This window comes from Microbacterium mangrovi, assembly GCF_000802305.1.
GTDB lineage: Bacteria > Actinomycetota > Actinomycetes > Actinomycetales > Microbacteriaceae > Microbacterium > Microbacterium mangrovi.
This window is the reverse complement of the sequence record NZ_JTDK01000016.1, coordinates 105,140-131,935: the sequence shown is the minus strand read 5'-3', so window position 1 is coordinate 131,935 and position 26,796 is coordinate 105,140. Positions and strand designations below refer to the sequence as shown.

The window sequence follows — 26,796 nt, the reverse complement described above, 5'->3', positions numbered from 1 at the left end:
GTGTTCTGTATACAAAATACTGTTACCCGAATCGCACGGGTCCTGGACAGAGCCGTTCACCCGAAAGAGGAGCCTGGCATGCCGAACTCGAAAACCTTCCTGAAGGCGGGCGTCGTGATCGCCGCCACCGCCGCCCTGACCGTGGGCCTGGGTGCCTGCAGCGGCGGCAGCGGGGGCGGTGACAGCTCCAAGACGATCGTGTTCTCCACGTGGGGCTCCGCCGACGAACTCGCCATCTACAAGAAGTTCGACGCGGCCTTCATGAAGAAGCACCCCGACATCACCGTCAAGCTGCAGCCCGTGGCGTCCTACAGCGACTACCACTCGAAGCTCCTCGCGCAGCTGGCCAGCAACACGGCGCCCGACGTCTTCTACGTCGGCGACGACAAGATCGGCCAGTTCGTCGACTCCGGCCGCCTGATGGACATGACCACGCTCATGAACTCCAGCGCGAGCCAGTCGAAGGTCGCCGACTTCTACCCGGGCCTGTTCGGCGCGGCGGTCAAGGACGGCAAGTACTACGCCGCCCCGAACGACTCCAACCCCGACGTCCTCTGGTACGACAAGATCGCGCTGAAGAAGGCCGGCATCACGCAGGACCCCGCCACGCTCGCCGCCGAGGGCAAGTGGACCACCGCCACCTACCTCGACATGAACGACAAGCTGAAGGCCGCGGGCCTGACCGGCTCGATCTTCTGGAACTACTGGTCGACCCACTACAGCTGGATCTCGTCGCAGGGCGGCACCGCCTACGACTCGAACGGAAAGTTCGTCGGCGACACCGACCCGAAGACCGTCGCCGCGGTCGACCAGCTGGGCACCTACTTCCAGGCCAAGAAGTTCATCGCCGCCGACACGCTGCCCGAGGGCGCCGGCGCCGACAGCCTGTTCGCGACCCACAAGACGGGCTTCTACGTCGAGGGCCGCTACGGCATCGCGACCGCCCAGCAGTCCGGCGACCCGAAGGCGTACGACATCGCGCCGTGGCCGACCCCCGACGGCAAGGCCGCCCCGACCGGCGTGGCGACCTCGTACCTCGCGATCAACAAGCAGACGAAGGCCAAGGGCGCCGCATTCACCTTCTGGACCGAGTTCCTGAGCGCGCAGGGCCAGACCTTCCGACTGCAGGGCGCGGGCAACGCCGTGCCGTCGATCAAGGGCGCCGACAAGGTCGTCCTCGAAGACAACTACCCGGCCCACGCCAAGACGTTCCTCGAGATGCGCAACATCGGCTTCGAGGACTACGCGACCGAGGCGCGCGTGCCGAACCTGTCGACCGACATCAGCGACCTGTACCTGAAGCTCTACCAGGGCCAGTCCACGGCCAAGGACACCCTCGATCAGAGCGCCGCTCTGATCAAGAGCAAGACCGGCCAGTAAGCATGAGCGGGATCGCCGCGGGCGAGCGGGTGCTGCAGGAGGAGCTTGCAGCACCCCACGGCCCGAGAGGGACACGCAAGGAGTCGGCGTGGCGTCGTCGTGACCGGCGCTGGGGCTACGCCTTCGTCGCTCCGCAGCTGATCGGCATGACGCTGTTCGTCGTCATCCCGTTCGCGGCGAGCCTCGTGCTCGCGTTCGGCCAGTGGGACGGCCTCGGCGCCTTCACCTGGGTCGGATTCGAGAACTTCACCAAGGAGTTCCAGGACGGACTGCTGTGGCGGTCGATCCTGAACACCCTGATCATCGCCCTGATCACGGTCCCGATCGGCCTGGGCCTGGCGGTGGTCATCGCCGTCGCGCTGGAGAAGCTGAAGACCCGCACCCTCTACCTGGTGCTGTTCTTCGCGCCGGTGGTCACCTCGACGGTCGCGGTCGCGATGATCTGGCAGCAGATGTTCCGGTCCGACGGGGTGCTCTCGACGGTGATCTCCAAGGTCTTCCACGTCACCCCGCCGGACTGGCTGCAGGACCCGCACCTGGCCCTGCTCGCCGTGTGCATCGTCACCATCTGGTCCTCGCTCGGCCTGAACGTGGTGATCTTCCTGGCCGGCCTGCAGAACATCTCACCGTCCGTGATCGAGGCGGCCCGCATCGACGGGGCGGGCGCGACACGACTGTTCTGGAGCATCCGGCTCCCGCTGCTGTCGCCGATCGTGTTCTTCTCGTCGGTGATCGCGTTCATCTCGTCACTGCAGACCTTCGACACGGTCTACGTGCTCGTGAAGGATGCCGGACCCGACAACGCCACGCGCACGATCGTGTACCACATCTTCGATCTCGGCTTCACCCGGTTCGAGTTCGGGCCGTCGAGCGCGGCATCCATCATCCTGCTGATCCTGACGCTGATCATCACCGCGATCCAGTTCGGCGCCCAGAAGAAGTTCGTGCACTACGAGGACGACCCGGCATGAGCACTTTGACACCTCCCGCCCCCGCCACCCAGTCGACGGTCGCGATCACCGCGCCCGGTCACAAGCCCCGGCCCGGCGGCGGCAAGGGGAAGCGCCGCGCCGGCGCGACCGCGCTGCACGTCGTGCTGGTGCTCGCCGGGCTCCTGTTCGTCTTCCCCTTCGTCTGGATGATCCTGACGTCGTTCAAGACGCTGCCGCAGCTGCTGAAGCAGCCGCTGTCATTCCTGCCCCGGCCCTTCACGTTCCAGAACTACATCGACGCGTGGAACGCGGTCCCGTTCGCGCAGGCGTACTTCAACAGCTTCTACATCGGGGTGCTGGTGGTCATCGGCACGATCATCACGGCATCCATGGCCGGGTACGCGTTCGCCCGCATCAAGTTCCGCGGCGCACGGGTCATGTTCATCGTGTTCCTCGCGACGCAGATGATCCCCGCCCAGGTGACGCTCATCCCGTTCTACCTGCTGATGTCGAAGCTCGGCTGGGTCGACTCGCACCTCTCGCTCATCGTCCCGGCGCTGCTGGCGAACCCGTTCGCGGTGTTCCTCATGCGCCAGTTCGTGCTCGCCGTGCCGAAGGAGCTCGAAGAGGCCGCCCTCATGGACGGCGCGGGACGCTTCCGCATCTTCTGGAGCGTCGTGCTGCCGAACCTGAAGCCCGGCATCGCCGCCCTCAGCATCATCACCGCGATCAACGTCTGGAACGCGTTCCTGTTCCCGCTGATCCTGCTGAACACGCCCGATCTGTTCACCGTGCCGCTCCTGCTGCAGAGCTTCCAGAGCCAGTTCGGCTCGGTCAACTACGGCCTCGTGATGGCCGCCTCCGCGATCTCCACGATCCCGATGCTGATCGTCTTCATCATCGGGCAGCGCAAGATCATCAGCTCCATGGCGGCATCCGGGCTGGGTGGCCGATGACCCCGGGCGACCTCGCCGCGCTCACCGGCGGTCACCTCGACCTCGTGCGCGCCCCCTTCACGCTGCCCTCGTCGCGCCTCCTGGTGTTCCGCGCCGAGAACGGCGACGGCGTGCGCGTGCACACCGCCGAGTACGAGAAGCAGCTCGACGAGTGCCGGGTGCTGGACGCCCTGGTCATCCGGGATGCCGCCGGAACGGCGCTGCCCATCACGCGTGTGCTGCCCCACGAGGTCGAATTCGGCGGGGGAGCGGCGACCCTGGTGTTCGACGGGATCGGCGCGCTCTCCCTCGGGGCGCCCGAGCCCGGCTGGTCGGCCGAATGGACGACGCCCGACGGGCGCGCACACCTTCGCGCCCTCGACCCCGCGCTGCGGTTCGCCGTCTCGGCCGACCGCGCAGTGACGGTCGCGGCATCCGACGCGCATGCGGATGCCGCCGCCCGGTCCGCGCGGATCTGGCAGGACTGGTTCGCGAAGTGCCCGCTCGTGCGCGAGGACCTGCAGGCGATGACCGCGTTCTGCTGGTGGGTGCTCGGCGCCAACATCGTGAGCCTGCCCGCCCTGCAGGGAGCGCGGCCGGTCGTCCCGTCGAAGATCGGGTATGTCGGCCTCTGGCAGTGGGACGCCTACTTCATCGCGATCGGCCTCAGCCACGGCGACCCGGAGCTCGCCCGCGAGCAGCTGGATCTCGCCTTCCGCTTTCCGACGCCCGCCGGACAGCTGCCCGACGTCGTACACGAAGAGGGCGTCCTCGCCTCCAGCGACGACCTGCCGGCGGCCGACCGCGACCGTCTGCGGCGTGCCGGATCGGCCATCGCCGATCCGAACGCCCCCGTTCCGCTCACGAAGCCCCCGCTGTCGGCGTGGGCCCTGCGCCGGGTGCTCGAGGCGGCGCCGGCGACCGCCGAGATCCGCGACTGGGCCCGGCGGCAGCTCGCCACGATCCGCCGCTCGCAGGACTGGTGGTTCGCCTGTTCCGACCTCGACGGCGACGGGATGCCGGAGTACGCGCATCCGTACTCGTCCGGTCTCGACGACAGCCCGATCTTCGACGGCCCGCTGCCGACGACGGCCCCCGACCTCGGCGCCTACCTCGTGCTGCAGGACCTCGAACTCGCCCGGTTCGCCGACGAGGACGAGGACCTGGATGCCGGCATCCACCGCGATCGCGCCGCACGGACGCTCGGGAAGCTGCTGGACCTGTGGGATGCCGACCGCGGGGTGTTCCTCGCGCGTGCGGCGGGCGAGCCGGTGGCCTCCGACGCGATCACCGGGCTCATGCCGCTGCTCACCGGGGCGCTCCCGGAGCCGGTCGTCGATGCCCTCGTCGCGGCGATGGACGACCCGCAGCGGTACGGCACCCCGTGGGGACTGCCGACGGTCGCGGCATCCGACCCCGACTTCTCGGCGACGCGGATGTGGCGCGGGCCGGTGTGGATCAACACCAACACGCTCGTTGCCGAGGGGCTGGAGAACTCCGGGCATCCGGATCGGGCGCGGGAGCTCCGCGAGCGCACCGTCGCGCTCGTCATCCACGGGGGCGGACCGCACGAGTACTTCAACCCGCTCACGGGCCAGAAGGCCCCCACCGCGACGACCGCCTTCGGCTGGTCGGCGGCGCTCTTCGTCGACCTCGCCGTGCGGCTCTCGCGCTGAGGCGTCGCGCCTCAGTAAGTGAAGTACGCGCTGGTCGTGTTGTCGAGGATGCGGCGCATGCCGTGCATCCAGTTGGCCTCGAGCGCGACGATCGCGCCATCCACGTCGCCGGCGGCGAGGGCGCGGGCGATCTCGGCGTGCTCGGCGGCGACGCGCTCGACCATGACGTCGCTCGGCACGAGCAGCGACTCGTACCGATGGAAGGCGTCGCGGGTGGCTCCGATCATCGCGACCAGGCGCCGGTTGGGGCAGCCCGAGACCATGAGGCCATGCCACTCCTCGTCCTTCGTGATGACGAGGCCGTGCTCGACCACCTCGTCGCGGAAGGCGGCCGAGAGCGCGACGAGGCGCTCACCGATCGCGATCAGCTCGTCGGCGGGGCTGAGCCGCAGGGCCAGGGCCTCGAGGGCCGCCAGGATCGGCGCGAGCTCTTCGAACTCGCTCTTGGACAGCGGCACGAACCGGAATCCCTTGCCGTTCTGGCTCTCGATCTGCCCCTCGCTCTCCAGGGCGATGAGCGCCTCGCGCAGGGGCGTGCGACTGACGCCCAGCTCGGCGGCGAGCTGCACTTCGTTGATGCCCTCCCCGGGCTGGACGTCGCCCGCGCGCATCCGCGTGAGCAGCTCGTCGCGCACCTGGGAGCGCAGGTTCTTCCGTTCGATCGCCATCGGCCGTCTTCCTTCGTGGTGTCGTCAGCTTAGGGCTTGACCGGATTCGGCTTCGGCCTTACGCTTACTGTATACAGAATACATTGGACAGTAGACGCCGTCCAGTACCTGGACGGAAGTGACTCAGAGAGGAGACGCCGTGGCCACCACCCCGCGCGCTCTGCGGCTGGATGCCCTCGCCTACGGAGGCGACTACAACCCCGACCAGTGGTCGGAGGACGTCTGGCGCGAGGACGTGCGCCTCATGCGCGAGGCCGGCGTCAACATCGTGAGCCTTCCGATCTTCAGCTGGCCGCAGCTGGAGCCGCAGCCCGGCGTCTACGACTGGGCGTGGCTCGACCGCATCCTCGATCTGCTGTGGGAGAACGGCATCGCGATCGACCTCGCGACCGCCACCGCGACCCCGCCCTCGTGGCTGCTTCGCGCGCACCCCGAGATGCGCCCGATGGATGCCGAGGGGCACCTCCTCGAGTTCGGCTCCCGCCAGGTGTACTGCCCGAGCTCGCCGGTGTGGCGCGAGAACGTCGCCCGCATGGCACGGGCCATGGCCGAGCGCTACGGGAACCACCCGGGCCTCGCGCTCTGGCACATCTCCAACGAATACGGCGACCACGTGTCCCGCTGCTGGTGCCCGGAGTCGGCCCGGCACTTCCGGCGCTGGCTGCAGAACCGCTACGGCACTCTCGACGGCCTCAACGAGGCGTGGGGCGTGAACGTGTGGGGCCAGCGCTACACGGCGTGGGACCACATCGAGACGCCGAAGAAGGCGCCCGGACCCGGCAACCCGACCCAGCTGCTGGACTTCGAGCGGTTCTCGTCCGACGCGATGCTCGAGCTCTTCCAGCTCGAGATCGACGTGCTGCGCGAGGTCACCCCCGACATCGCCGTCACCACCAACTTCATGAGCATGTTCCGCGACCTCGACTACTGGCGCTTCGCCGAGGTCGAGGACCTCGTCACCGACGACGCCTACCCGGAGCCGGCCGACCCGATCTCGCACGTCGGGGCATCCCTCAACTACGGCCTCATGCGCTCGCTGAAGGACGGGCAGCCGTGGCTGCTGCTGGAATCGTCCGCGAGCGCGACCAGCTGGCGCGACGTCAACGTCCCCAAGGCGCCCGGCAGGATCCGGGTGGAGAGCCTGCAGGCGGTCGCTCACGGCTCGGACGGCGTGATGTTCTTCCAGTGGCGCCAGGCGAAGTACGGCCAGGAGAAGTTCCACTCGTCGATGCTCGGCCATCGGGGCGAGAAGTCGCGGTCGTACCGCGAGACCAAGGCCCTCGGCCTGGAACTGCAGCGCCTGGAGCCGGTGCGCGGCAGCCGCGTGCGCTCGCGCGTGGCGCTGGTCGTGGACTGGGACTCCTGGTGGGGCTCGAGCGCGATCGAATCGCTCCCGTCGCAGCGCCTCCAGTGGGCGCAGCAGGCCCGGGCGTGGCAGCGCGCCCTGTACCTGCTCGGCCAGCCCGTCGACGCGGTGCGCGCGACCGGCCCCTTCGACGGGTACGACGTCGTCGTCGCGCCGAACCTCTACATCGCGGATGCCGCGCAGTCCGCCGCCCTCACCGCGTTCTCCGAGGCGGGCGGCACGGTCGTCGTGGGTCCGTTCTCGGGCGTCGTGGACGCCACCGAGAAGGTGTTCGACGGCGGCGCCCCCGGCCCGTTCCGGGAACTCCTCGGCATCGAGGTCGACGAGCAGTGGCCGCTGCGAGACGACGACACCGAGCGGGTCGAGACGGCCGCCGGCACCTTCGCGAACGTCGTGTGGAGCGAGTGGATCGAGGAGGATGCCGACGTCGAGGTGCGTGCCCGCTACGGCTCCGGCGAACTCGACGGGCACCCCGCGGTGACCGTGCGGGCAGCGGGGAAGGGATCGGCCTGGTACGTCAGCTGCGTGCTCGACGACGAGGGTCTGACCGCCGTGTTCCGCGACGTGCTGACCCGCGCCGGCATCCCGGCCCGCGACCAGGTCGACGTGCACCTGGACGTCGTGACCCGCGCCGACGCCGACACCGACTACACGTTCGTCCTCAACCACGGGCGCGACCCGCTCACCGTCGACGTGCCCGCCGGCGCCCGCGACCTGCTCACCGGGCAGACGGTCGCCGACACCCTGACGCTGCCCCGCTACGGCGCGGCCGTGCTCGCCTCGCCCCGCGCCGGGGCCGTCCCGTTCCTCACCCTGACCACCACCACCGATTGAAGGATGCCGTGACCGAAACGTTCGTCCACCCCTACATCCCCAACACGGCCCCCGCCGTGAAGCAGGCGATGCTCGACGCCGTGGATGCGGCAAGCGTGGAGGAGTTCTACGCCGACGTCCCCGCCGAGCTGCGCCTGCAGCGCGCCCTCGACGTCCCCGAGCCGCTGCCGGCCGAACAGGACCTCGCCCGCCACGTGCGCGGCATCCTGGCGAAGAACCGCACCACCGAGGAGCGACTGAGCTTCCTGGGGGCCGGCACCTACAACCACTACGTGCCCGCGGTCGTCGACGAGGTGATCCGCCGCAGCGAGTTCCTCACCGCCTACGCCGGCGAGCCCTACGAAGACCACGGCCGGTTCCAGGCCCTCTTCGAATACCAGTCGCTCATGGCGGAGCTGCTGGCGATGGACGTCGTCAACGTGCCCACGTACGACGGCTACCAGGCCACCGCGACGGGCCTCGCGATGGCGGGCCGGATGACCGGGCGTCGCCGCGTGCTCGCGGTCAGCGACGTGCTCCCCGAGAAGGATTCCAAGGTGCGCGACTACACCCGCGCGCAGCTGCAGATCGAGGTCGTGCCGACGACGGGCGGCACCGCCGACCTCGACGGCCTGCGTGCTCGCCTCGGCGACGACGTCGCCGCGGTCTGGGTCGAGACGCCGAGCTTCACCGGAGCGGTGGAGACGCAGCTGCGCGCCATCGCCGACGCCGCCCACGCAGCCGGTGCCGTCGTGGTGGTCGGCACCGACCCGATCGGCTACGGGGTGCTGACCCCGCCGGCCGTGCAGGGCGCCGACATCGTCACCGGCGACATCCAGTCCCTCGGCCTGCACCAGTGGTTCGGCGGCGCGCACGCGGGCTTCATCGCGGTGCACGACGATCCGAAGTTCGTGATGGAGATGCCCTCGCGCCTGTTCGGACTCGAGTCCACCCACGTGCCCGGCGAGTACGGCTTCGGCGACGTCGCCTACGAGCGCACCTCGTTCGCGCTGCGCGAGGAGGGCAAGGAGTGGGTCGGCACCGCCGCGGCCCTGTGGGGCATCGCGACCGGCGTCTACCTGTCGCTCATGGGTCCGGCCGGGATGGCCGAGCTCGGCGAGCTGCTGCTGGCCCGCACCCGCTACGCGCAGCACGTGCTGTCGCAGATCCCCGGCGTGAGCCTCGGCGACGACGCGCTGCACCTGCGCGAGTTCACCGTGCGGCTCTCCGGCATCCGCGCCGCCGACCTCGTCACGACCCTGCGCGCCCAGGGCATCGAGCCGGGCGTCGTCGTCTCCGAGCACATGCTGCTGGTGTGCGTGACCGACGCCACCTCCGCATCCGACATCGACCGCCTCGCTGCCGCGATCGCGGCAGCGATCGACACCACCAAGGAGCAGGCCGCATGACCCTCCCCGTCGCACCCAAGACCAGCCCGCGCCGGTTCCACCAGGCCAGCTGGGACGAGCCCATCGTCTTCGAACTGTCCACGCCGGGGGAGCGCGGCATCGCGATCACGCCCGTCGAGCCGGCCGTGCGCGAGGCCGTCGGCGACGTCCTGGCGGGCCTGCCCGAGGGCATGCGCCGCGCCGCGCCGCCCGCGCTTCCGGAGATCGCGCAGATGCGCGTGCTCAAGCACTACCTGCGCCTGTCGCAGGAGAACCTGGGCTCCGACCTGAACGTCGACATCGGCCAGGGCACCTGCACCATCAAGTACTCGCCGAAGATCAACGACCAGCTCATCGAGGTGCCGCAGCTGCGCGCGCTGCACCCCGCGCAGGACCCGGCCGACACACAGGGCGCGCTGGAGATGATCTGGCGGCTCGAGGGCCTCATGGCGGAGATCTCCGGGATGGATGCCGTGTCGCTGGCCTCCCCGGGCGGATCCGCCGGCATCTGGACGAACATCGCGATGATCCGCGCCTACCACGCCTCCCGCGGCGAGGCGGACCAGCGCGACGAGGTCATCACCACGATCTTCAGCCACCCGTCCAACGCCGCCGCCGCGAAGGTCGCCGGCTACAAGGTCGTCACGGTCTACCCGGACGCCGACGGCTACCCGGACCTGGGCGCCCTCAAGGCCGCGCTGTCCGAGCGCACCGCCGCGATCATGGTGACGAACCCGGAAGACACCGGCATCTACAACCCCGCCATCAAGGAATGGGTGGATGCCGCCCACGCCGTCGGGGCGCTGGCGTCCTACGACCAGGCCAACGCGGCCGGCATCCTCGGCATCACCCGGGCCCGCGACGCCGGCTTCGACGTGTGCCAGTTCAACCTGCACAAGACGTTCTCCGCCCCGCACGGCTCCGGCGGTCCGGGGGCGGCGGCCAACGCCGTCAGCGCCGCGCTAGCGCCGTTCCTGCCCGGCCCGCGGGTCGAGCGGGTGGGCGACGAATACGTCGTGCGCGAGCCCGGTGAGCTGTCGATCGGTCACGTCGCGCCGGCGCACGGCGTCGTGCTGCACGTCGTCCGCGCCTACGCGTGGATCATGGCGCTCGGTGCCGAGGGGATGCTCGCCGCCTCGCAGATCGCGGTGCTCAACAACAACTACCTGCTGAAGAAGGTGCTCGAGATCCCCGGGGCCTCCGCGCCGTACGCGACCGGCCGCCGGCGCATCGAGCAGGTGCGCTACTCGTGGCAGGAACTGTTCGAGGACACCGGCATCACGTCAGAGGAGATCGGCATCCGGATGGCCGACTACGGCTTCCACTACTGGACCAGCCACCACCCCTACGTCGTGCCCCAGCCGTTCACGCTGGAGCCCACCGAGTGCTACTCGAAGGCGGAGATCGACGAGTACGTCGCGGCGCTCGCGCAGGTGGCGCAGGAGGCCCGGGAGAACCCCGAGCTGGTGCGCACCGCCCCGCACAACCAGACCGTGCACCACACCCACCACGACGATCTCGACGACCCGGAGCGGTGGGCGGTGACCTGGCGCGCGTACCGCCGCAAGTACTTCGGCGAGACGCCCGTCGACTTCGCCGCGCCCGCGCCCGCGCCCGCGCTCGCCGGGGCGGCAGCCTAGCCGGATGCTCGGACTCCTCGTCAACCCGGTCGCCGGGGTCGGCGGCCCTGCGGGGCTCGCCGGCTCCGACGGGGCCGACGTGCAGCGCGCGGCGGCGTCCCGCGGGTCGACCGCCCGGGCGGCGTCCCGTGCGGCTGCGGCCCTCGAGGCGCTGACGGCCGGCACCGTGGTGCTGACCGCGGCGGGAACGATGGGGGAGGATGCCGTGCGGGCCGCGGGCCTCGAGCCCCGCGTCGTGTACACGCCGGGGGCGAAGACGACTCCCGCCGACACGTCCGCCGCCGCACGTGCGCTCGCCGAGGCGGGAGCGACCCTCGTCCTGTTCGCCGGCGGCGACGGCACGGCCCGCGACGTGGCGGCTGGGCTTGACGCGTTTCGTCTCGCTCCGCTCGCTCAACGACCGGATGCGGAACAACCACCGGTCGCCCCGCGAGGCCGCGCGGAGCGCGCCCGAGACGAAACGGAGGCCCCGGCGGCGCTCGGTGTCCCGGCCGGGGTCAAGATGTACTCGCCCGTGTTCGCCGTCAGTCCGCGGGCGGCGGGCGGCCTGGCGGCGTCCTGGTTGTCCGGAACCCTGCCGGTGCAGCAGCGCGAGGTCCTCGACATCGACGAGGAGGCCCTGCGCCGCGCCCGGGTCGAGCCTCGCCTCTTCGGAATGCTCGCCGTGCCGTTCAGCCCGGGGCGCACGCAGGCGCGCAAGGCCCCCACGCCGACCTCGGAGCGGGATGCCGTCGCGGCGGCAGCCCGCGGGGCGGTCGCGCTGTTCCGGCCCGGGGTGCGCTACCTGCTCGGCCCGGGCGGCACGATGGCCGAGGCGGCGCGGGCGCTCGGCCTGGATGGCAGCCCGCTCGGGGTCGACGTGCTGCTCGACGGGGCACTCGTGCGCCGCGCCGCGAGCGAACAGGAGCTTCTCGACGAGATCGCCCGCGGGCCCGCGCAGGCGGTCGTCACCGTCATCGGCGGGCAGGGGTTCCTCCTCGGCCGCGGCAACCAGCAGCTCTCCGCGCGCGTGCTGCGCGCGATCGGCGACGGTCCCGACGGCACCGGACCTTTGCTGGTGGTGGCGCCGGAGGCCAAGCTCATCGAACTGCACGGCGCCCCACTTCTCGTCGACACCGGCGACGCCGCGGTGGATGCCTCCCTCACCGGCTTCGTCCGCGTGGTCACCGGCCCCGGGGCATCCAGCTTCTACCCTGTCCACGCACCCGAACTCGAACACCAACGACTTCCCGAACAAGAAGGAGGACGCCATGCGTCTTGAAGGCAAGAAGGCCATCGTCACCGGCGGCGCGGGCGGCATCGGCCGCGCCACGTCGCTCGCATTCGCCGCGGAGGGGGCATCGGTCGCCGTCGTCGACCTGAACGCGGATGCCGCGCAGGCCGTCGCCGACGAGATCCGCGCCGCGGGCGGCACCGCCGTGGCGATCGCGGCGGACGTCTCCAGCGAACCCGACATCGAGCGCGTCGTCGCCACCGCGCAGCAGGAGCTCGGCGGCATCGACGTCGTGTTCAACAACGCGGGCATCATCCGCCGCACGACAGCCGTCGAGACGAGCGTCGAGGAGTGGGATCGCGTGTTCGGCGTCAACGTGCGTGCCATCTTCCTGATGTGCAAGCACGTCGTGCCGATCATGGCCGCCGCCGGCGGCGGGTCGATCGTGAACACCGGCTCCGGCTGGGGCCTGAAGGGCGGCGGGCAGGCGATCTCGTACTGCGCGTCCAAGGGCGCGGTCGTGAACATGACCCGGGCGCTGGCGATCGACCACGGCCCGCAGGGCATCCGCGTCAACTCCGTCAACCCCGGCGACGTCGACACCGGGATGCTGCGCGACGAAGCCCGTCAGCTCGGCCAGGACCAGGCCGGATTCCTCGCCGAGGCCGCCGAGCGCCCGCTGAACCGGATGGGGCAGCCGTCCGAGATCGCCGCGGCGGTCGTCTGGCTGGCCAGCGACGACTCGTCGTACGTGACCGGCTCCGCCCTCGTGGTGGACGGCGGCGGCATCGCCTGAGGCAGGACACGAACGAAGGCCGGCACGGGGCCCCGTGCCGGCCTTCGTTCGTGGTTCAGCTCGTCAGCTCCTCACTTGTTGACGATCGTGAAGTGCTCCACGCCGCAGGCGGACGTGGCGCCCTTGTTGTTGGAGTCTCCGCTGTAGACGGACTTCCAGTTCCAGGTGCCCGCATCGCTGGCGATGAAGGCCCCGGCCCCGGTGTTGGTGGTGCTGGCGCTGCCGCCCGAGACGGCGACTCCCAGCTCCTTGTACGCAGGCGTACCCGAGCAGGTCGGGTCACTCGGGGAGAACAGCATGAAGTCCACGGTGCCTCCGGGCGTGCCGAAGCCTCCGCTGACGGTCATCGTGTCGTTCGGGATGAGGTTCTGCGCCGTTGCCACGGTCGGCTGCGCCTTGTTGACGACCAGGTGCTCGTCGGTGCAGGTGCTGGTGGCGTTGTTGTTGTTGCCGTCACCGGACGTGTACACCGCCTGCCAGTAGTAGTCGCCGGGCGTGTTGAAGGTCAGCGCGTCCGAATCGGGCACGGTGCCGTCCGCGTTCAGCGTCTTCGTTCCGCCGTCGGACGGCGTGGCCTTGACCGTGCACTTGTCGTCCGTGTAGACGGTGTACGTCACCGTCCCCGTGGCGCCCGCAGACGCCCCGGTGAGCGCCGACGAGTCGTGCACCGAACCACCCACGGTGATCGACGTGTCCGACAGAGTCGTCGCGATCGTCGGACTGTTCGTGTAGTGGTTGGTGTAGGTGCAGGTCACGTCCTGTCCGGGACTCAACGTGATGTCGACCTTCTGCCCGGTGACGGTGCCGACGGACGAACTCGTCGTATCGTCCTTGCAGGAGACGCTCACGAAGCTCCATCCGGTCGCGGTGACGGTGTTCTCGGAGACCGAGTACGCACCCTGGCCGAGCGGAGTGAACACCTTCTTCCCTCCTCCGGTGAGGGAGAAGTTCGACAGGCCTGTGCCGGTGGTGGTGTAGCCGAACGACGTGGAGTCGCCCGCCGGTGCATTCGTCACGACCTTCTTGACGGTGATGGTGCCGCAGTTGGAGATGCTCACCGGGATCGGGGCGATGAAGTCCTTCAGCTCCGCAGTGAACGAGCTCGACGAGCGGCTCTTGATGAACGCCGAACCGAAGGCCTCGCAGACGCCCTGCTGGAAGACGCCGGCCGCCGTGAGGTTGATCGCCGCCTCACCGAACAGACCGGTGCCCAGCGTTCCTCCCGCGATCGACTCCGCGATCGAGCCGGTGTTGACGGCCCCCTCGGCGACGGTCGAGTTGAACGTCGTGTGCAGACCCCAACACGGCAGCGTCGAGCTCGCGTTGCACTGGGAGGCCGTGTTGCCGGCCGCCGCGGTCAGCCACTTGCTGTAGCCGAGGGTCGGGGTTCCGCTTCCGCCGAAGTCGTAGTTGATCAGCAGGTCTCCCGCGGTGCGGGTGATCGTCGACGCGCCGGGCGCACCGGTGAATCCGGGGCTCGTCATCTGGTTGATCTCGAAGTCGAGGTTCGCGTTGCCGATGTTCACCAGCCGCTCCCACGCGAGATACAGGTAGATGTCGCCGCTGGCGACCTGCTCCGACGACTCGTAGAAGCGGGTGAGGTCGTTCTTGTTGGGGGGAATGGACCCCGTGACGACGGTCGGTGTGGCGCTGTCCTCCTTGGTGCCTTGGCCGAACGAGTTGTCGGTCTTGCCGCTCGCGATGTCGGTGCCCGTGTTCGGGCTGACGTTCGCCCAGTCGTGGTGGCCGCTGGTGTCGACCACCATGTTGCCGTCATTGCCCTCGAAGGTGCTGCCGGTCAGGTTGGCCTGCGCGACAGCGGGGGTGATGACGGCGACGGCGAACGCCGCAGCGAGGGCTATCGCCAGGCGGCCCCTGTGGCGGCCTGGCTTCTCAGAGCGCTGGAACATCTCTCAGACTCACTCTCCGGGCGCGATGCGCCCTTCGTGCCGGCCGTTTTCGCGTAGCCGGCGATCGGATACGACGGCCGGAGAGCGGCGCGGAGCGCGAGCGAGTGCGCGGGGACTGCCTCCGCGCATGGAAGCCGTGTTCCCGTGTGGTGGACGAACCGAATGTGCCCGGACACGTGTCATTCCCCAGTCTCGGCGGACGGTCCGAGGGGCGACGCGACGGGTGGGTTGCGGGTCCGGGGATCGAGTGTTCCGCCGGTGACCAACGCCCCCACAACATTGGCTACGGCGCGTAATCTACACCTAGTCCAGATTCGACCGCAAGGGTATTTTCAGCTGGATCTCGACGCACGTTCAGGATGCCGGGCGCAAGGGGCGTGCGGCATCCTTCTCTAGACTTGGACCGTGGTCACCCGTCTTTCGAACTTCTTCCTCCGCACCCTTCGCGAAGACCCTGCCGACGCCGAGGTCACCAGCCACCGGCTGCTCGTGCGCGCCGGCTACATCCGCCGGCAGGCGCCGGGCATCTTCGCGTGGCTGCCGCTGGGGCTGCGGGTCAAGGCCCGGCTCGAGCAGATCATCCGCGAGGAGATGGCCGCGGCGGGCGCCCAGGAGGTCCACTTCCCGGCGCTCATGCCGCGTGAGCCCTACGAGGCCACCGGCCGCTGGGAGGAGTACGGCGACGGCATCTTCCGCCTGCAGGACCGCAAGGATGCCGACTATCTCCTCGCGCCGACGCACGAAGAGGCCTTCACCCTGCTCGTCAAAGACCTGTACTCCTCGTACAAGGACCTCCCGCTGACCCTGTACCAGATCCAGGACAAGTACCGCGATGAGGCGCGCCCCCGCGCCGGCCTGCTGCGCGGCCGCGAGTTCACGATGAAGGACGCGTACTCGTTCGACTACACCGACGCGGGTCTGGACGCCAGCTACATGGCCCAGCGCGACGCGTACGAGCGCATCTTCCAGCGTCTCGGACTCGAGTACGTCATCGTGCAGGCGGATGCCGGGGCCATGGGCGGATCCCGCTCGGAGGAGTTCCTGCATCCCACCGCCGTCGGCGAAGACACCTTCGTGCGCTCGGCCGGTGGCTACGCGGCCAACGTCGAGGCGTTCGAGACCATCGTGCCCGCGGCCGTCGAGTACGACGCCGACGATGCGCCGGTGATCTTCGACTCGCCGGACACGCCCACGATCGAGACCCTCGTCGCGCACTCGAACGCGGTGCTCGACGGCGAGTACACGGCATCCGACACGCTGAAGAACGTCGTGCTCGCCCTGACGCACCTCGACGGAACGCGGGAGATCGTGATCGTCGGCGTTCCCGGCGACCGCGACATCGACGACAAGCGCGTCGAGGTCGCCTTCGCTCCCGCTGAGGTGGAGCCGGCCACCGACGCCGACTTCGCCAAGCACCCGCTGCTCGTCAAGGGCTACATCGGCCCGTGGACGGAGCAGGGGCAGCTGCTGGGCGAGGAGTCGGCCACCGGCATCCGGTACTTCCTCGACCCCCGCGTCGTGGACGGCACCTCGTGGATCACCGGGGCGAACATCGACCAGAAGCACGCGCACTCGGTGGTCGCCGGCCGCGACTTCGGCGCCGACGGCTACATCGAGGTGGCGAGCGTCCGCGAGGGCGACCCGGCTCCCGACGGCTCGGGCCCGGTGACGCTCGCCCGCGGCATGGAGATCGGGCACGTATTCCAGCTCGGCCGCAAGTACGCCGACGCCCTGGGCCTGCAGGTGCTCGACGAGAACGGCAAGCTCGTCACCGTCACGATGGGCTCGTACGGCATCGGCGTGACCCGCATCCTCGCGATCATCGCCGAGCTCAACAGCGACGACAAGGGCCTGGTGTGGCCGGCGTCGGTCGCTCCGTTCGACGTGCAGGTCGTCGCGACCGGCAAGGACTCCACGGCGTTCGAGCTCGGCGCGCAGCTGTCCGCCGACCTCGAGGCGGCCGGGTTCGACGTGCTGTACGACGACCGCCCGAAGGTCTCGCCCGGCGTGAAGTTCAAGGATGCCGAACTCGTCGGCGTGCCGAAGATCATCATCGTCGGTCGCGGTGCCGCCGACGGCGAGGTCGAGCTGTGGGACCGTCGATCCGGCGACCGCGAGGTCGTGCCGGCATCAGAGGCCGTCGCGCGGCTGACCGCACAGCGCTGAAGCAGGATCGTCGCGCCCGCCCTCGGCTGACTTCAGAACAGCGGGGGCGGGAGCACGCCTTCGAACTCCAGCAGCCAGCGCTTGGTCGCGAGTCCTTGCCCGTGTTCGCCCCCCGAGTAGCCGCCCAGGCCGTCGCTTGCGAGCACGCGATGGCACGGGACGATGATCGGCACGGGATTGGCGCCCATGATGGCACCGATACCGCGCGCAGGGATGCCTGAGCCGCTGCGTTCGGCCAGTTCGCCGTAGGTGATCGACTCGCCATAGAGCACCGACTCGTGCAGGTACGTCAGCACCGCGCGGGTTCCGTCGCTCTGCTCGCCGAGATCGACGGGGACGTCGAAGCGCCGCAGGCCGCCGCCGAAGTACGCCGCGAGCTGGTCGAGGGTCTCGGTCAGGAGCGGATCGGCCGTCTCGGCGGCATCGTCGGGACAGGTCAGGCGCCACCCGACATCGGTGATCGCGTCGCCGCGGCAGATCACCCCGAGGGTGCCCACGGGGGTGCGCAGGGTGCCGAACGATCGCATGACCGGAGCCTATCCGGCGGCTCCGACATCGAGTCGGCGTGCCCGGCCAGCCGGTGTTCGGGGTCAGCCGGTGCTGCGGGTCAGAAAGGCGCGGTTGCTTCGGACCCGCCGTGCGCGGCCACTGCGCCGGTCGGGCGCGTGCCTGGGGGCGTGCCGGCCGCGCCGGGCGGGCGGCTGGGTTGTCCGGGTGGTCGGTCGGGCGTGAATCGGACGGCGGCCGGGGGCCGGGTGCGGTAGCCGCGGCGAGTCGGGGATGTGAAGTGGAGGATGCCGCCGGGGAGCTGCTGGACGGTCCAGTCGGTGTGGTGTTTGACGGTGTGATGTCTCTCGCACAGGCAGGCGAGGTTGCACAGGGCGGTGGGTCCGCCCTCCGCGTGTGCGGTGGTGTGGTCGATGTCGCATTTTTTGGCGGGGCGGCGGCAGCCGGGGAACCGGCAGGTCTCATCTCGGGCTTGGAGGAGGCGTTTCATGGCGGTGCAGGGTCGGCGTTTGTCGACGGTGACCGGGACCCCGGTGGTCGGGTCGGTGAAGATCCGGTACCAGTCGTCGGATCCGCCGGCGAGGGTGCGGGCGGTGTCGTCGTCGACGAGTCCGCCGCCTTCCGCGGTGGCGCCGCCGGTGGTGGTGCCGGCGAGGGTGGAGGCGGGGATGGTCAGGTGCACGGTGGCTTGGATGGCGCCGAGCGCGTCGCGGTGTTCGGGGGTGGTGCCGTGCGCGTCGGGGACGTTGGTGAGCAGCAGGTCCAGGGCGACATCGGCCATGATCTGCGCCCGGGTGCGCTCATCCGGAGCGAAGGGAGTCGCGGCGTCGGCGTCGTCGCCGGCTTCCGAGTGGACTGCATCGACCTCGGTTGCACCCGCGGCTGCTTCAGCCGCCTCGGCCGCGGCCGTGTCAGCTTGGTTGGCGGTGTGGAGTTCGGTGGCGATGTCGGTGAGCCGGTTGTAGGTGCCTTCGATGTGGGCGGTGGGGCCGGTGATGATCAACTGCCCCACCCCCGGCTCGACCGTGCGTTTGCGTACCGAGCGGCGGGCGACCGCGTCACGGACGCGTTGTTGGGTGCCGTCCGGGTCGAGCCGGTCCACCAACACCCCGAGCGCGTCCTTCAACTGGGCGGGGGTGAGCTCACCGGCCAGGTCGATCGCGTGCTCCTCGTACTCGGCGCGGAGGTGGGGGTCGTCGATGACGCCGCCGACATCCGCGATCGTGGTCGCATGCTGCGGGGACAGCACCCCGGCATCCACCCGGGACATCGTCGTAGCGAATCGGGACACCAACACGTGGGCTTGGTTCACCCGGGACGCGACCTGATACTCGGACAGGCGCACCGCGGCGGCGATCTCGGCGTAGATCTCCCGCATCGCCAACTGCGACGCGGACACCACCGCCCCGGTGTCGGCCTGCTGGGCGCGTTCGCGTTCCCGCCGATCCACCAGGGCGGCCACCGACGCGTAGAACCGGGTCTCCGCACCGAACGCGGCCGCCACCCGCGCCCGCGCACCGCCGAGACCATCGACCAGGACGTCCAGGTCGGACAGCACCGGAGAGAGCCCATCGTGCGACGTGTCGGCCATGGCATCCCCCTCCGGATTCGTTGGAATCTTCGAACTGATACCTCCACACTATCGAACACGCATCAAGAATGCAAGCGGGTTGCAGGACATCTTGATGCCGAACCCGGGGCGAGCGTTTCGTCTCGCTACGTTCGCTCAACGACCGGGGGTGTGTGCGGGTCGCGGGGACGGGAGGCGGTGATCCGAACGACTGGCGGCATCCCGGCGGCGTGTCGTCCCGCCATCCGGACGTATCACCGCCATGCGTACCCGCCCAACCCGGAGGTGTGATCCGACCCCCCACGAGCGGGACCCATCTGGGCCAGGATGTGGGGCATGGGACGCTTCCTGCTCACGGCGATGCCGTTCGTCGGGCACGTCGGCCCGCTGACCGCGGTCGCGCGCGCCCTCGTCGAGCGCGGCCATGACGTGCGGTTCTATACCGGCCCGCGGTTCCGTGAACGCGTCGAGGCATCCGGCGCGCGGCTCGTGCCCTGGAACGCCGCACCCGACTTCGACGAGAACGACATGGCCGCCACCTTCCCTCGGCTCGTCGGCAAGAAGGGGATGCGGCAAATGCTCATCAACGTGGCGGACTGCTTCATCGCCACCGCGCCCGCGCAGGTGGTCGACCTGACGGCGGAGTGGGAGCGCGAACCGTGGGATGTGCTTGCCGCGGACGAGGTCTCGATCGGGGCCGTGCTCTTCTGCGAGAAGCGCGGGATGCCGCGGGCGACCGTGTGCATTCTGCCGCTGAACCTGCCCGGACCGGCCGGTCCGCCGAGCGGGATGGGCATCCGTCCCGGCACCAATGCGCTCACGCGCGCGCGGGATGCCGCGCTTCGCGGGCTGGTCCCGGTCATCTCGAAGCCTCTCGCGAAGCCGATCGCCGATGCCGAACGCGGTGCGGGTCTGACGCCGACGGGGCGCACGATGGACCGGATCGTGTTCTCCGACACCCTGATCGCCGCGAGCGGCTCCCCTCTGCTCGACTACGGCCGCGCCGATCGTCCCGCCCACCTGCGCTTCGTGGGGGAGCTCGCCGCTGCACCCCGGACCTCCGCCCTGCCTGCCTGGTGGAGCGACCTCGACGACCGCCGCGTGGTGCTCGTCACGCAGGGGACCCAGAACATCGATCCGCACGACCTCGTCCGCCCGGCGCTTGAGGCGATGGCCGGGCGCGACCTGATCGTGGTGGCGACGACGGGGGTGCCGGGCCAGGACGCCTTTCCGTTCCCGGTTCCGGCCAATGCGCGCGTGGCGGGCTACGTCCCGTTCAGCGAACTGCTCCCACGCGTGGACCTCGCGATCACGAACGGCGGGTGGGGCGGCACCATCGCCGCGCTCGCGCACGGCATCCCGCTCGTGGTCGCCGGCGGCGACCTGGACAAGCCCGAGGTCGCCGCGCGGGTGGCCTGGTCGGGCGCCGGCGTGAACCTGCGCACCGGCACGCCGAAGGCCGCGGACGTGGGCGGTGCGGTCGACCGCGTGCTGCGCGACCCGTCGTTCCGGCGGGCGGCGGCTGCCGTCGGGGCGCAGCTGCGCGGGCTCGGCGGAGCCGCCCGCACCGCCGACCTCCTGGCCGGGATGCTCTGAGCCCGCGTCCCGTGCCGTTCACCGCCGGGCCACCTCGCGGTGGCAGGCTGGGCACATGATCGACGACGAAGAGTTCGACCGGCTGATCGCGGATGCCGGCATCACCGGGAACCGGGCCCTCATCCGCCGGATCCTCCGCGCCGGCATCGAACTCGGCACCGACCGCACCACCCGCCTCGACCTGAAGATAACGGCCGCCGCGATCGAGGAGATGCGGGATGCCTTCCGCCTGTACGCCCCCTACGCCGACGTGTCGAAGGTCACGGTCTTCGGGTCGGCACGGACGCGCCCGGGCACCCCGCTGTACGCGCAGGCGCGGGATGTCGCGGCATCCCTCGCCGCCCAGGGATGGATGGTCGTGACCGGCGCCGGACCGGGCATCATGCAGGCGGCGACCGAGGGCGCAGGCCCCGGCCGCTCGGTGGGAGTGTCGATCCGCCTCCCGTTCGAGGAGAAGCCGAACGAGGCCGTCGCCGACGAACGCCACGTGTCGATGAAGTACTTCTTCACGCGCAAGCTCATGCTCATGAAGGAGTCCCGCGGCTTCGTGAGCCTGCCGGGCGGATTCGGCACGCTCGACGAGACGTTCGAGCTGCTGACCCTGCAGCAGACGGGTAAGGCCGAGCCGATGCCGATCGTGCTGCTGGACCGCCCGGACGGAACCTTCTGGACGGCCCTGGCCGACTACATCGAGGACGAGCTCGCGGCGTCCGGCACGATCGCCCCGGACGACATGGATCGCGTGCTCATCACCGATTCCGTCGAGGCGGCGTCCGCCCACATCGAGGGCTTCTGGCGCAACTACGACTCGCTGCGCTGGGTGGGGGACCTGCTCGTGCTGCGGCTCAAGCACGCGCCGACCGAGGCCGAGGTCGCCTCGCTCAACCGCGAGTTCGCCGGACTCCTCGCCACGGGCACGATCGCGGCATCCGACGCCCTGCCCATCGAGGTCGCCGACCACGACCGGGCCGACCTGCCCCGGCTCGTGCTGCACCTCAACCAGTACAAGGTCGGGGAGCTCTACCAGCTGATCCGGGCCGTCAACGCCCTCGGCTCCGCCGCCTGATCCGGCCTCGCTCAGAGCCTGGCGTAGCGGGCGCGGGCGAAGAGGAACAGGGAGTACGCGATGAGGCCCAGGCCGATCGCGCCGAGCAGCCAGGATCCGAACGGCAGCTGCCGCAGCGACGCGAGCGCCTTGTCGAGGCCGCCGGCCTGTGCCGGGTCGACCTTGACCGCGGCGACCAGAAGCAGCACGCCGAACGCCACGAGCGCGAGGCCCTTCGCGATGTACCCGACGACGCCGAGAGTCGTCACGGTCCGGTCCACGGCTCCGGCGGGCAGGGTGACCCGCTTGTCGAATCGCCGGGTGATCCCGCTGACGACGAACCCGACTCCGATGGCCGCGATCAGGAGGCCGACCAGCCCGAGAAGGAACGGACCCCCGGGCAGCCGCAGGATCGCGTCGCCGGCCCGCGACGACGACTTCTCGGAGTTCGGGTGCCCGCCCGATGCCACGGTGGCGGCGATGATCCCCACCGCGATGTAGGCCAGCGCCTTGCCCCAGGACTCCAGACGGTGCACCCACTCCTTGGTGTCGTCGGGCGCCTGGACGAGGAAGCCTTCCAGGATGTACCAGACGCCGAGTGCCCACAGGGTCACCGCGATCAGCCACAGCAGCACGAATCCGGCGGGCACCGCGGCGATGGCCCGGAGTGCCCCGCTCTGATCGGCTTGCCCGTGACCGCCCCGGGCGAGCACGATCGCCAGCAGGCCGATCCCCGCGTGCACCACGCCGCTGGCGGCGAAGCCGCCGCGGACGAGGAGGTGGATCGCCGGTGTGTTCGCCGCACCGCGTGCAGCGCTTCTCGTGGTCGATGTCATAGCGCGACGGTAGGCGGGACGCCCCGTGCGGCACACGGTGATGCGGCGGCGTGCGGCATCCGGTAATGTTGTCTGAATGCCGGGACGCCGGTGACATCTGAAGAGGGAGGACCCCACGTGGACATCGATCTGGGACTTTTGCGGACAGTCGAGCGTGAGCGGGAGATTCCCTTCGACGAGCTCGTGCACATCATCGAGCAGGCGATCCTGACCGCCTACGCCAAGCACACGTCGCCGACCGGCACCCTTCCCGAGGGGACCCGCGCGCACCTCGACCGCAAGACGGGCCACGTCTCGATCTACATTCCGCTCGTGGATGACGAGGGCGCCGTCATCGGCGAAGAGGAGAGCACGCCCGAGGGCTTCGGACGGATCGCCGCCTACGCCGCCAAGCAGGTCATCAGCCAGCGCCTGCGCGACATCGCCGACGACGCGGTGCTGGGCGAGTTCCGCGGCAAGGAGGGCGACATCGTCGCCGGCGTCATCCAGCAGGGCCCCAATCCGCGCATGGTGCACGTCGACCTCGGCACCGTCGAGGCGATCCTTCCCCCGGAGGAGCAGGTTCCGGGCGAGGAGTACACCCACGGCAGCCGCATCCGCGTCTACGTGACCTCCGTCGCGAAGGGCACCAAGGGGCCCGCGATCACCGTGTCGCGCACGCACCCGGGCCTCGTGCGCAAGCTCTTCGCGCTCGAGGTGCCGGAGATCGCGTCGGGGCTCGTGGAGATCGTGTCGCTGGCGCGTGAAGCGGGCCACCGCACCAAGATCGCGGTGAAGGCGAACGACCCCTCGATCAATGCCAAGGGCGCCTGCATCGGCGAGCTCGGCCGCCGTGTGCGCGCCGTCACCGAGGAGCTCGCCGGTGAAAAGGTCGACATCGTCGACTACGACCCGGAACTGCCGAAGTTCGTCGCGAACGCGCTGTCGCCGGCCAAGGTCACCTCGGCCTTCGTCCTCGACCCGGCCAGCAAGGCCGTGCGCGCGCTCGTCCCCGACTACCAGCTGTCGCTCGCGATCGGCAAGGAGGGGCAGAACGCGCGCCTCGCCGCCAAGCTCACCGGCGCGAAGATCGACATCCAGCCCGACTCGATCCTCGAGTCGTGAGCGCGAAGGCCGGCCACGGTCGGCTGGCTGACAGGTGGTCTGTGTAGAATGGATCCCGTACGGACGTGCGTCGGATGCCGCACGCGTGCTTCCCGTTCCACCCTCCTCCGAGTGGTGGCCGTCGATTCCACCCTCGTTCTCGATGAGGGTGCGTCGATGCCCGGGAGGGGCGCGTGGGTGCACGACACACGTGAGTGCATGACCGCCGCTCTGCGGCGCCGTGCCTTCGTCCGTGCACTGCGGGTGTCGGGTTCGCTCGACACGCAGACCATCGAAGAACACCTCCAGCGAAAAGGCTGAACGGCTATGGACAAGAAGTGAACGGCTCGAAATGAGACCCGTCCGCATCTAATGGTCTGCCCTGTCCGGGGTGGGCCCTGAGACAGGAGAACTGTGGCAAACGCAAAACCACGCGTGCACGAGATCGCTTCCGAGCTCGGCGTCGACAGTAAGGTCGCGCTCGCGAAGCTGAAGGAGCTCGGCGAGTTCGTCAAGAGCACCTCATCCACCATCGAGCCCCCGGTGGCGCGGAAGCTCCGCGCCGCGCTGGAGGCCGACGGTGCCGGCAAGGACGCTGCGGCGCCCAAGCCTGCGGCGTCATCCGGCGCCCCCAAGCCCGGCCCCAAGCCGGCGCCGGCCCCGCGCCCGGGTCGCACCCCCGCGCCCAAGCCCGAGGCCGCCCCCGCGGCTGCGGCAGCCGCGCCCGCACCGGCCGCCGAGACGGCGGCTCCCGCTGCTCCCGCCGCTCCCGCTGCCCCGGCCGCTGCCGAGGCTCCCGCCGCGTCCGGTCCGAAGCCCGGCGCGCCCGCGCCGAAGGCCCCGGCCCCGAAGGCACCGAGCCCCGCGCCGCGTCCCGGTGGCGCTCCGCGCCCCGGCAACAACCCGTTCGCCTCCTCGCAGGGCATGGGCCAGCGGCCCGCCGCCCCGCGTCCGGGAGGCGCTCCGCGTCCGGGCAACAACCCGTTCGCCTCCTCGCAGGGCATGGGCCAGCGCCCGAGCCCCGGCAACATCCCGCGTCCGCAGCCCCCGCGCCCCGGTTCGCCGCGCCCCGGCGCTCCGCGTCCCGGCGGTGCCGGTCGTCCCGGCGGTGCCGGTCGTCCCGGTCGTCCGGGCGGCGGCGCGCCGTTCCAGCAGCGTCCCGGCGGCCCCGGTCGTCCGGGCGGTGCCGGCGGCGGCTTCCAGCGCCCCGGCGGCGGTGCCGGCACGGGCGCTCCCGGCGGCTTCGCCGGTCGTCCCGGTGGCGGCGGCGGCCGTGGCCGTGGCCCCGGCGGTGGCACCGCGGGTGCGTTCGGCAAGGGCGGCGGCAAGTCGCGTCAGCGCAAGTCGCGTCGGGCCAAGCGGCAAGAGTTCGAGATGCGGTCGGCGCCGGTCGTCGGCGGCGTCAACGTCCAGAAGGGCAACGGCGAGATCATCCGGATGCGCCGCGGCGCGTCGATCTCGGACTTCGCCGACAAGCTCGAGGCGCTGAAGGGCTACACCGTTCAGCCCGGCACGCTGGTCACGATCCTCTTCAACCTGGGTGAGATGGCCACCGCCACCGAGTCGCTCGACGAGGCCACCTTCGAGGTCCTCGGCGCCGAGCTCGGCTACAAGATCCAGATGGTCTCGCCGGAAGACGAGGACAAAGAGCTCCTCGAAGGCTTCGGTCTCGACCTCGAGCAGGAGCTGCTCGACGAAGAGGACGAAGATCTCGAGATCCGTCCCCCGGTGGTCACCGTCATGGGCCACGTCGACCACGGTAAGACGCGACTGCTGGATGCCATCCGGCAGACCAACGTCGTGGCGGGCGAGGCCGGCGGCATCACGCAGCACATCGGTGCCTACCAGGTGTGGACCGAGCACGAGGACATCGAGCGCGCCATCACCTTCATCGACACCCCTGGTCACGAGGCGTTCACCGCCATGCGTGCCCGTGGTGCGCAGGTGACCGACATCGCGATCCTCGTGGTCGCGGCCGACGACGGCATCATGCCGCAGACGGTCGAGGCGCTGAACCACGCCCAGGCGGCGAACGTGCCGATCGTGGTCGCGGTCAACAAGATCGACAAGCCCGAGGCCAACCCGGCCAAGGTCCGTCAGCAGCTCACCGAGTACGGTCTCGTGGCCGAGGAGTACGGCGGCGACGTGATGTTCGTCGACGTCTCGGCTCGCAACAACATCGGCATCCAGGACCTCCTCGACGCCGTGCTGCTGACCGCCGACGCCGGTCTCGACCTGCGCGCGAACCCGAACAAGGACGCCCGCGGCGTCGCGATCGAAGCCAAGCTCGACAAGGGCCGCGGTTCGGTCGCCACCGTGCTGATCCAGTCCGGAACCCTGCGCGTCGGCGACGCGATCGTCGCGGGCACCGCGTACGGCCGCGTCCGCGCGATGATCGACGAGAACGGCGAGCAGGTCGAAGAGGCCGCTCCGTCGCGTCCGGTGCAGGTGCAGGGTCTGAACTCGGTGCCGCGCGCCGGTGACACCTTCATCGTCACCGAGGAGGACCGCACCGCCCGGCAGATCGCCGAGAAGCGCGAGGCCGCCGAGCGCAACGCCCAGCTGGCCAAGGCCCGCAAGCGCATCTCGCTCGAGGACTTCACCCGCGCTCTCGAAGAGGGCAAGGTCGAGTCGCTCAACCTCATCATCAAGGGTGACGTCTCCGGTGCCGTCGAGGCGCTCGAGGAGTCGCTGCTCAAGATCGAGGTCGACGAGTCGGTGCAGCTGCGCATCATTCACCGCGGTGTGGGTGCGATCACCGAGTCCGACGTGAACCTGGCGACGATCGACAACGCGATCGTCATCGGCTTCAACGTGCGTCCCGATGCCAAGGCCCGCGAGCGCGCCGCCCGCGAGGGTGTCGACATCCGGTTCTACTCGGTCATCTACAACGCGATCGACGATGTCGAGCAGTCCCTCACGGGCATGCTCAAGCCGGAATACGAAGAGGTCCAGTCGGGCGTCGCGGAGATCCGCGAGGTCTTCCGGTCCTCGAAGTTCGGCAACATCGCCGGTGTCATCGTCCGGTCGGGCACGATCACCCGCAACGCGAAGGCGCGCGTCATCCGTGACGGCGTCGTCATCGCCGATGGCCTGGCCATCGAGTCGCTGCGCCGGTTCAAGGACGACGTCACCGAGGTGCGGACGGACTTCGAGGCCGGTATCGGCCTCGGCAAGTACAACGACATCCAGATCGGCGACGAGATCGAGACGACCGAAATGGTGGAGAAGCCGCGCGGCTGATCCGCGAACGGTTGTGGTGCGGGATGCTTCTTG

General features: G+C 70.1%; 20 protein-coding genes. 15 read left to right on the top strand and 5 right to left on the bottom strand.

Features of this window, described 5'->3' with window-relative positions; all coding sequences use genetic code 11:
* Nucleotides 1–78: 78 nt before the first annotated feature.
* Genes LK09_RS16495 through LK09_RS16480 form a run of 4 tightly spaced genes read left to right on the top strand, consistent with a single transcriptional unit; the run spans nucleotide 79 to nucleotide 4,923 of the window.
* Complete coding sequence (locus LK09_RS16495) at nucleotides 79–1,380, top strand: ABC transporter substrate-binding protein (protein WP_052226913.1); 1,302 nt, start codon at nucleotides 79–81, stop codon at nucleotides 1,378–1,380.
* Nucleotides 1,381–1,382: 2 nt separating this feature from the next.
* The gene (locus LK09_RS16490; RefSeq protein ID WP_039401957.1) at nucleotides 1,383–2,351 is read left to right on the top strand and encodes a carbohydrate ABC transporter permease; all 969 of its coding nucleotides are present in this window, start codon (nucleotides 1,383–1,385) and stop codon (nucleotides 2,349–2,351) included.
* Nucleotides 2,348–3,268, top strand: coding sequence for a carbohydrate ABC transporter permease (locus LK09_RS16485; RefSeq protein ID WP_082008336.1), 921 nt, complete (start codon nucleotides 2,348–2,350; stop codon nucleotides 3,266–3,268). Before LK09_RS16490 ends, LK09_RS16485 begins: the two co-directional genes overlap by 4 nt.
* Nucleotides 3,265–4,923, top strand: coding sequence for an amylo-alpha-1,6-glucosidase (locus LK09_RS16480; RefSeq protein WP_052226912.1), 1,659 nt, complete (start codon nucleotides 3,265–3,267; stop codon nucleotides 4,921–4,923). The genes LK09_RS16485 and LK09_RS16480 overlap by 4 nt, the downstream gene beginning before the upstream one ends.
* An 11-nt stretch (nucleotides 4,924–4,934) precedes the next feature.
* On the opposite strand, the gene LK09_RS16475 is transcribed toward LK09_RS16480, so the two are convergent.
* Nucleotides 4,935–5,591, bottom strand: a complete 657-nt coding sequence (locus tag LK09_RS16475) for a GntR family transcriptional regulator (RefSeq protein WP_039401954.1) — start codon at nucleotides 5,589–5,591, stop codon at nucleotides 4,935–4,937.
* 139 nt (nucleotides 5,592–5,730) lie between these two features.
* Between LK09_RS16475 and LK09_RS16470 the strand changes: the two genes are divergently transcribed.
* The 5 genes from LK09_RS16470 to LK09_RS16450 are packed head-to-tail and all read left to right on the top strand — an operon-like array spanning nucleotide 5,731 to nucleotide 12,807.
* The gene (locus LK09_RS16470) at nucleotides 5,731–7,791 is read left to right on the top strand and encodes a beta-galactosidase (RefSeq protein WP_052226911.1); all 2,061 of its coding nucleotides are present in this window, start codon (nucleotides 5,731–5,733) and stop codon (nucleotides 7,789–7,791) included.
* Nucleotides 7,792–7,799: 8 nt separating this feature from the next.
* Nucleotides 7,800–9,179: an aminomethyl-transferring glycine dehydrogenase subunit GcvPA gene (gcvPA, locus tag LK09_RS16465; RefSeq protein ID WP_039401952.1), complete on the top strand. Its 1,380-nt coding sequence runs from the start codon at nucleotides 7,800–7,802 to the stop codon at nucleotides 9,177–9,179.
* Complete coding sequence (gene gcvPB, locus LK09_RS16460; RefSeq protein ID WP_052226910.1) at nucleotides 9,176–10,798, top strand: aminomethyl-transferring glycine dehydrogenase subunit GcvPB; 1,623 nt, start codon at nucleotides 9,176–9,178, stop codon at nucleotides 10,796–10,798. Before gcvPA ends, gcvPB begins: the two co-directional genes overlap by 4 nt.
* Nucleotides 10,799–10,802: 4 nt before the next feature.
* Nucleotides 10,803–12,059 (top strand): ATP-NAD kinase family protein, encoded by a 1,257-nt coding sequence (locus tag LK09_RS16455; RefSeq protein ID WP_052226909.1) that lies wholly within the window; start codon nucleotides 10,803–10,805, stop codon nucleotides 12,057–12,059.
* Complete coding sequence (locus LK09_RS16450) at nucleotides 12,049–12,807, top strand: SDR family NAD(P)-dependent oxidoreductase (protein WP_039401949.1); 759 nt, start codon at nucleotides 12,049–12,051, stop codon at nucleotides 12,805–12,807. Before LK09_RS16455 ends, LK09_RS16450 begins: the two co-directional genes overlap by 11 nt.
* A 71-nt stretch (nucleotides 12,808–12,878) precedes the next feature.
* On the opposite strand, the gene LK09_RS16445 is transcribed toward LK09_RS16450, so the two are convergent.
* A complete protein-coding gene (locus LK09_RS16445; protein ID WP_039401947.1) occupies nucleotides 12,879–14,717 on the bottom strand; it encodes a hypothetical protein in 1,839 nt (612 codons plus the stop codon).
* A 405-nt stretch (nucleotides 14,718–15,122) separates the two neighbouring features.
* Here LK09_RS16445 and LK09_RS16440 point away from each other — a divergent pair, with 405 nt between their 5' ends.
* Entirely contained in the window at nucleotides 15,123–16,883 is a 1,761-nt protein-coding gene (locus LK09_RS16440; RefSeq protein WP_039401944.1) for a proline--tRNA ligase, read from the top strand.
* A gap of 32 nt (nucleotides 16,884–16,915) precedes the next feature.
* Here LK09_RS16440 and LK09_RS16435 read toward each other — a convergent pair whose 3' ends face one another.
* The gene (locus tag LK09_RS16435) at nucleotides 16,916–17,410 is read right to left on the bottom strand and encodes a methylated-DNA--[protein]-cysteine S-methyltransferase (protein ID WP_039401941.1); all 495 of its coding nucleotides are present in this window, start codon (nucleotides 17,408–17,410) and stop codon (nucleotides 16,916–16,918) included.
* Nucleotides 17,411–17,490: 80 nt separating this feature from the next.
* Nucleotides 17,491–18,981, bottom strand: coding sequence for an HNH endonuclease signature motif containing protein (locus LK09_RS20920; RefSeq protein WP_052226908.1), 1,491 nt, complete (start codon nucleotides 18,979–18,981; stop codon nucleotides 17,491–17,493).
* A 315-nt stretch (nucleotides 18,982–19,296) separates the two neighbouring features.
* On the opposite strand from LK09_RS20920, the gene LK09_RS16425 reads away from it, so the two are divergent.
* A complete protein-coding gene (locus LK09_RS16425) occupies nucleotides 19,297–20,556 on the top strand; it encodes a glycosyltransferase (protein WP_039401939.1) in 1,260 nt (419 codons plus the stop codon).
* A 55-nt stretch (nucleotides 20,557–20,611) separates the two neighbouring features.
* Nucleotides 20,612–21,622, top strand: coding sequence for an LOG family protein (locus tag LK09_RS16420; protein ID WP_039401936.1), 1,011 nt, complete (start codon nucleotides 20,612–20,614; stop codon nucleotides 21,620–21,622).
* A gap of 11 nt (nucleotides 21,623–21,633) precedes the next feature.
* Here LK09_RS16420 and LK09_RS16415 read toward each other — a convergent pair whose 3' ends face one another.
* The gene (locus tag LK09_RS16415; RefSeq protein ID WP_039401934.1) at nucleotides 21,634–22,437 is read right to left on the bottom strand and encodes a DUF1206 domain-containing protein; all 804 of its coding nucleotides are present in this window, start codon (nucleotides 22,435–22,437) and stop codon (nucleotides 21,634–21,636) included.
* Between the two features lie 117 nt (nucleotides 22,438–22,554).
* On the opposite strand from LK09_RS16415, the gene nusA reads away from it, so the two are divergent.
* The 3 genes from nusA (at nucleotide 22,555) to infB (ending at nucleotide 26,763) form a co-directional block, all read left to right on the top strand.
* Nucleotides 22,555–23,541 (top strand): transcription termination factor NusA, encoded by a 987-nt coding sequence (gene nusA / locus LK09_RS16410; protein ID WP_039401931.1) that lies wholly within the window; start codon nucleotides 22,555–22,557, stop codon nucleotides 23,539–23,541.
* Nucleotides 23,542–23,589: 48 nt separating this feature from the next.
* Complete coding sequence (locus LK09_RS16405) at nucleotides 23,590–23,841, top strand: YlxR family protein (protein ID WP_052226907.1); 252 nt, start codon at nucleotides 23,590–23,592, stop codon at nucleotides 23,839–23,841.
* A gap of 114 nt (nucleotides 23,842–23,955) precedes the next feature.
* Nucleotides 23,956–26,763, top strand: coding sequence for a translation initiation factor IF-2 (gene infB, locus LK09_RS16400; protein ID WP_039401925.1), 2,808 nt, complete (start codon nucleotides 23,956–23,958; stop codon nucleotides 26,761–26,763).
* Nucleotides 26,764–26,796: the final 33 nt, after the last annotated feature.

Excerpts from the sequence above, each read along its gene's own strand:
- LK09_RS16495 (WP_052226913.1), top strand. The coding sequence starts at position 79 with ATGCCGAACTCGAAAACCTTCCTGAAGGCGGGCGTCGTGATCGCCGCC.
- LK09_RS16490 (WP_039401957.1), top strand. The coding sequence starts at position 1,383 with ATGAGCGGGATCGCCGCGGGCGAGCGGGTGCTGCAGGAGGAGCTTGCA.
- LK09_RS16485 (WP_082008336.1), top strand. The coding sequence starts at position 2,348 with ATGAGCACTTTGACACCTCCCGCCCCCGCCACCCAGTCGACGGTCGCG.
- LK09_RS16480 (WP_052226912.1), top strand. The coding sequence starts at position 3,265 with ATGACCCCGGGCGACCTCGCCGCGCTCACCGGCGGTCACCTCGACCTC.
- LK09_RS16475 (WP_039401954.1), bottom strand. The coding sequence starts at position 5,591 with ATGGCGATCGAACGGAAGAACCTGCGCTCCCAGGTGCGCGACGAGCTG.
- gcvPB (WP_052226910.1), top strand. The coding sequence starts at position 9,176 with ATGACCCTCCCCGTCGCACCCAAGACCAGCCCGCGCCGGTTCCACCAG.
- LK09_RS16455 (WP_052226909.1), top strand. The coding sequence starts at position 10,803 with ATGCTCGGACTCCTCGTCAACCCGGTCGCCGGGGTCGGCGGCCCTGCG.
- LK09_RS16450 (WP_039401949.1), top strand. The coding sequence starts at position 12,049 with ATGCGTCTTGAAGGCAAGAAGGCCATCGTCACCGGCGGCGCGGGCGGC.
- LK09_RS16445 (WP_039401947.1), bottom strand. The coding sequence starts at position 14,717 with ATGTTCCAGCGCTCTGAGAAGCCAGGCCGCCACAGGGGCCGCCTGGCG.
- LK09_RS16435 (WP_039401941.1), bottom strand. The coding sequence starts at position 17,410 with ATGCGATCGTTCGGCACCCTGCGCACCCCCGTGGGCACCCTCGGGGTG.
- LK09_RS20920 (WP_052226908.1), bottom strand. The coding sequence starts at position 18,981 with ATGGCCGACACGTCGCACGATGGGCTCTCTCCGGTGCTGTCCGACCTG.
- LK09_RS16425 (WP_039401939.1), top strand. The coding sequence starts at position 19,297 with ATGGGACGCTTCCTGCTCACGGCGATGCCGTTCGTCGGGCACGTCGGC.
- LK09_RS16420 (WP_039401936.1), top strand. The coding sequence starts at position 20,612 with ATGATCGACGACGAAGAGTTCGACCGGCTGATCGCGGATGCCGGCATC.
- LK09_RS16415 (WP_039401934.1), bottom strand. The coding sequence starts at position 22,437 with ATGACATCGACCACGAGAAGCGCTGCACGCGGTGCGGCGAACACACCG.
- LK09_RS16405 (WP_052226907.1), top strand. The coding sequence starts at position 23,590 with ATGGATCCCGTACGGACGTGCGTCGGATGCCGCACGCGTGCTTCCCGT.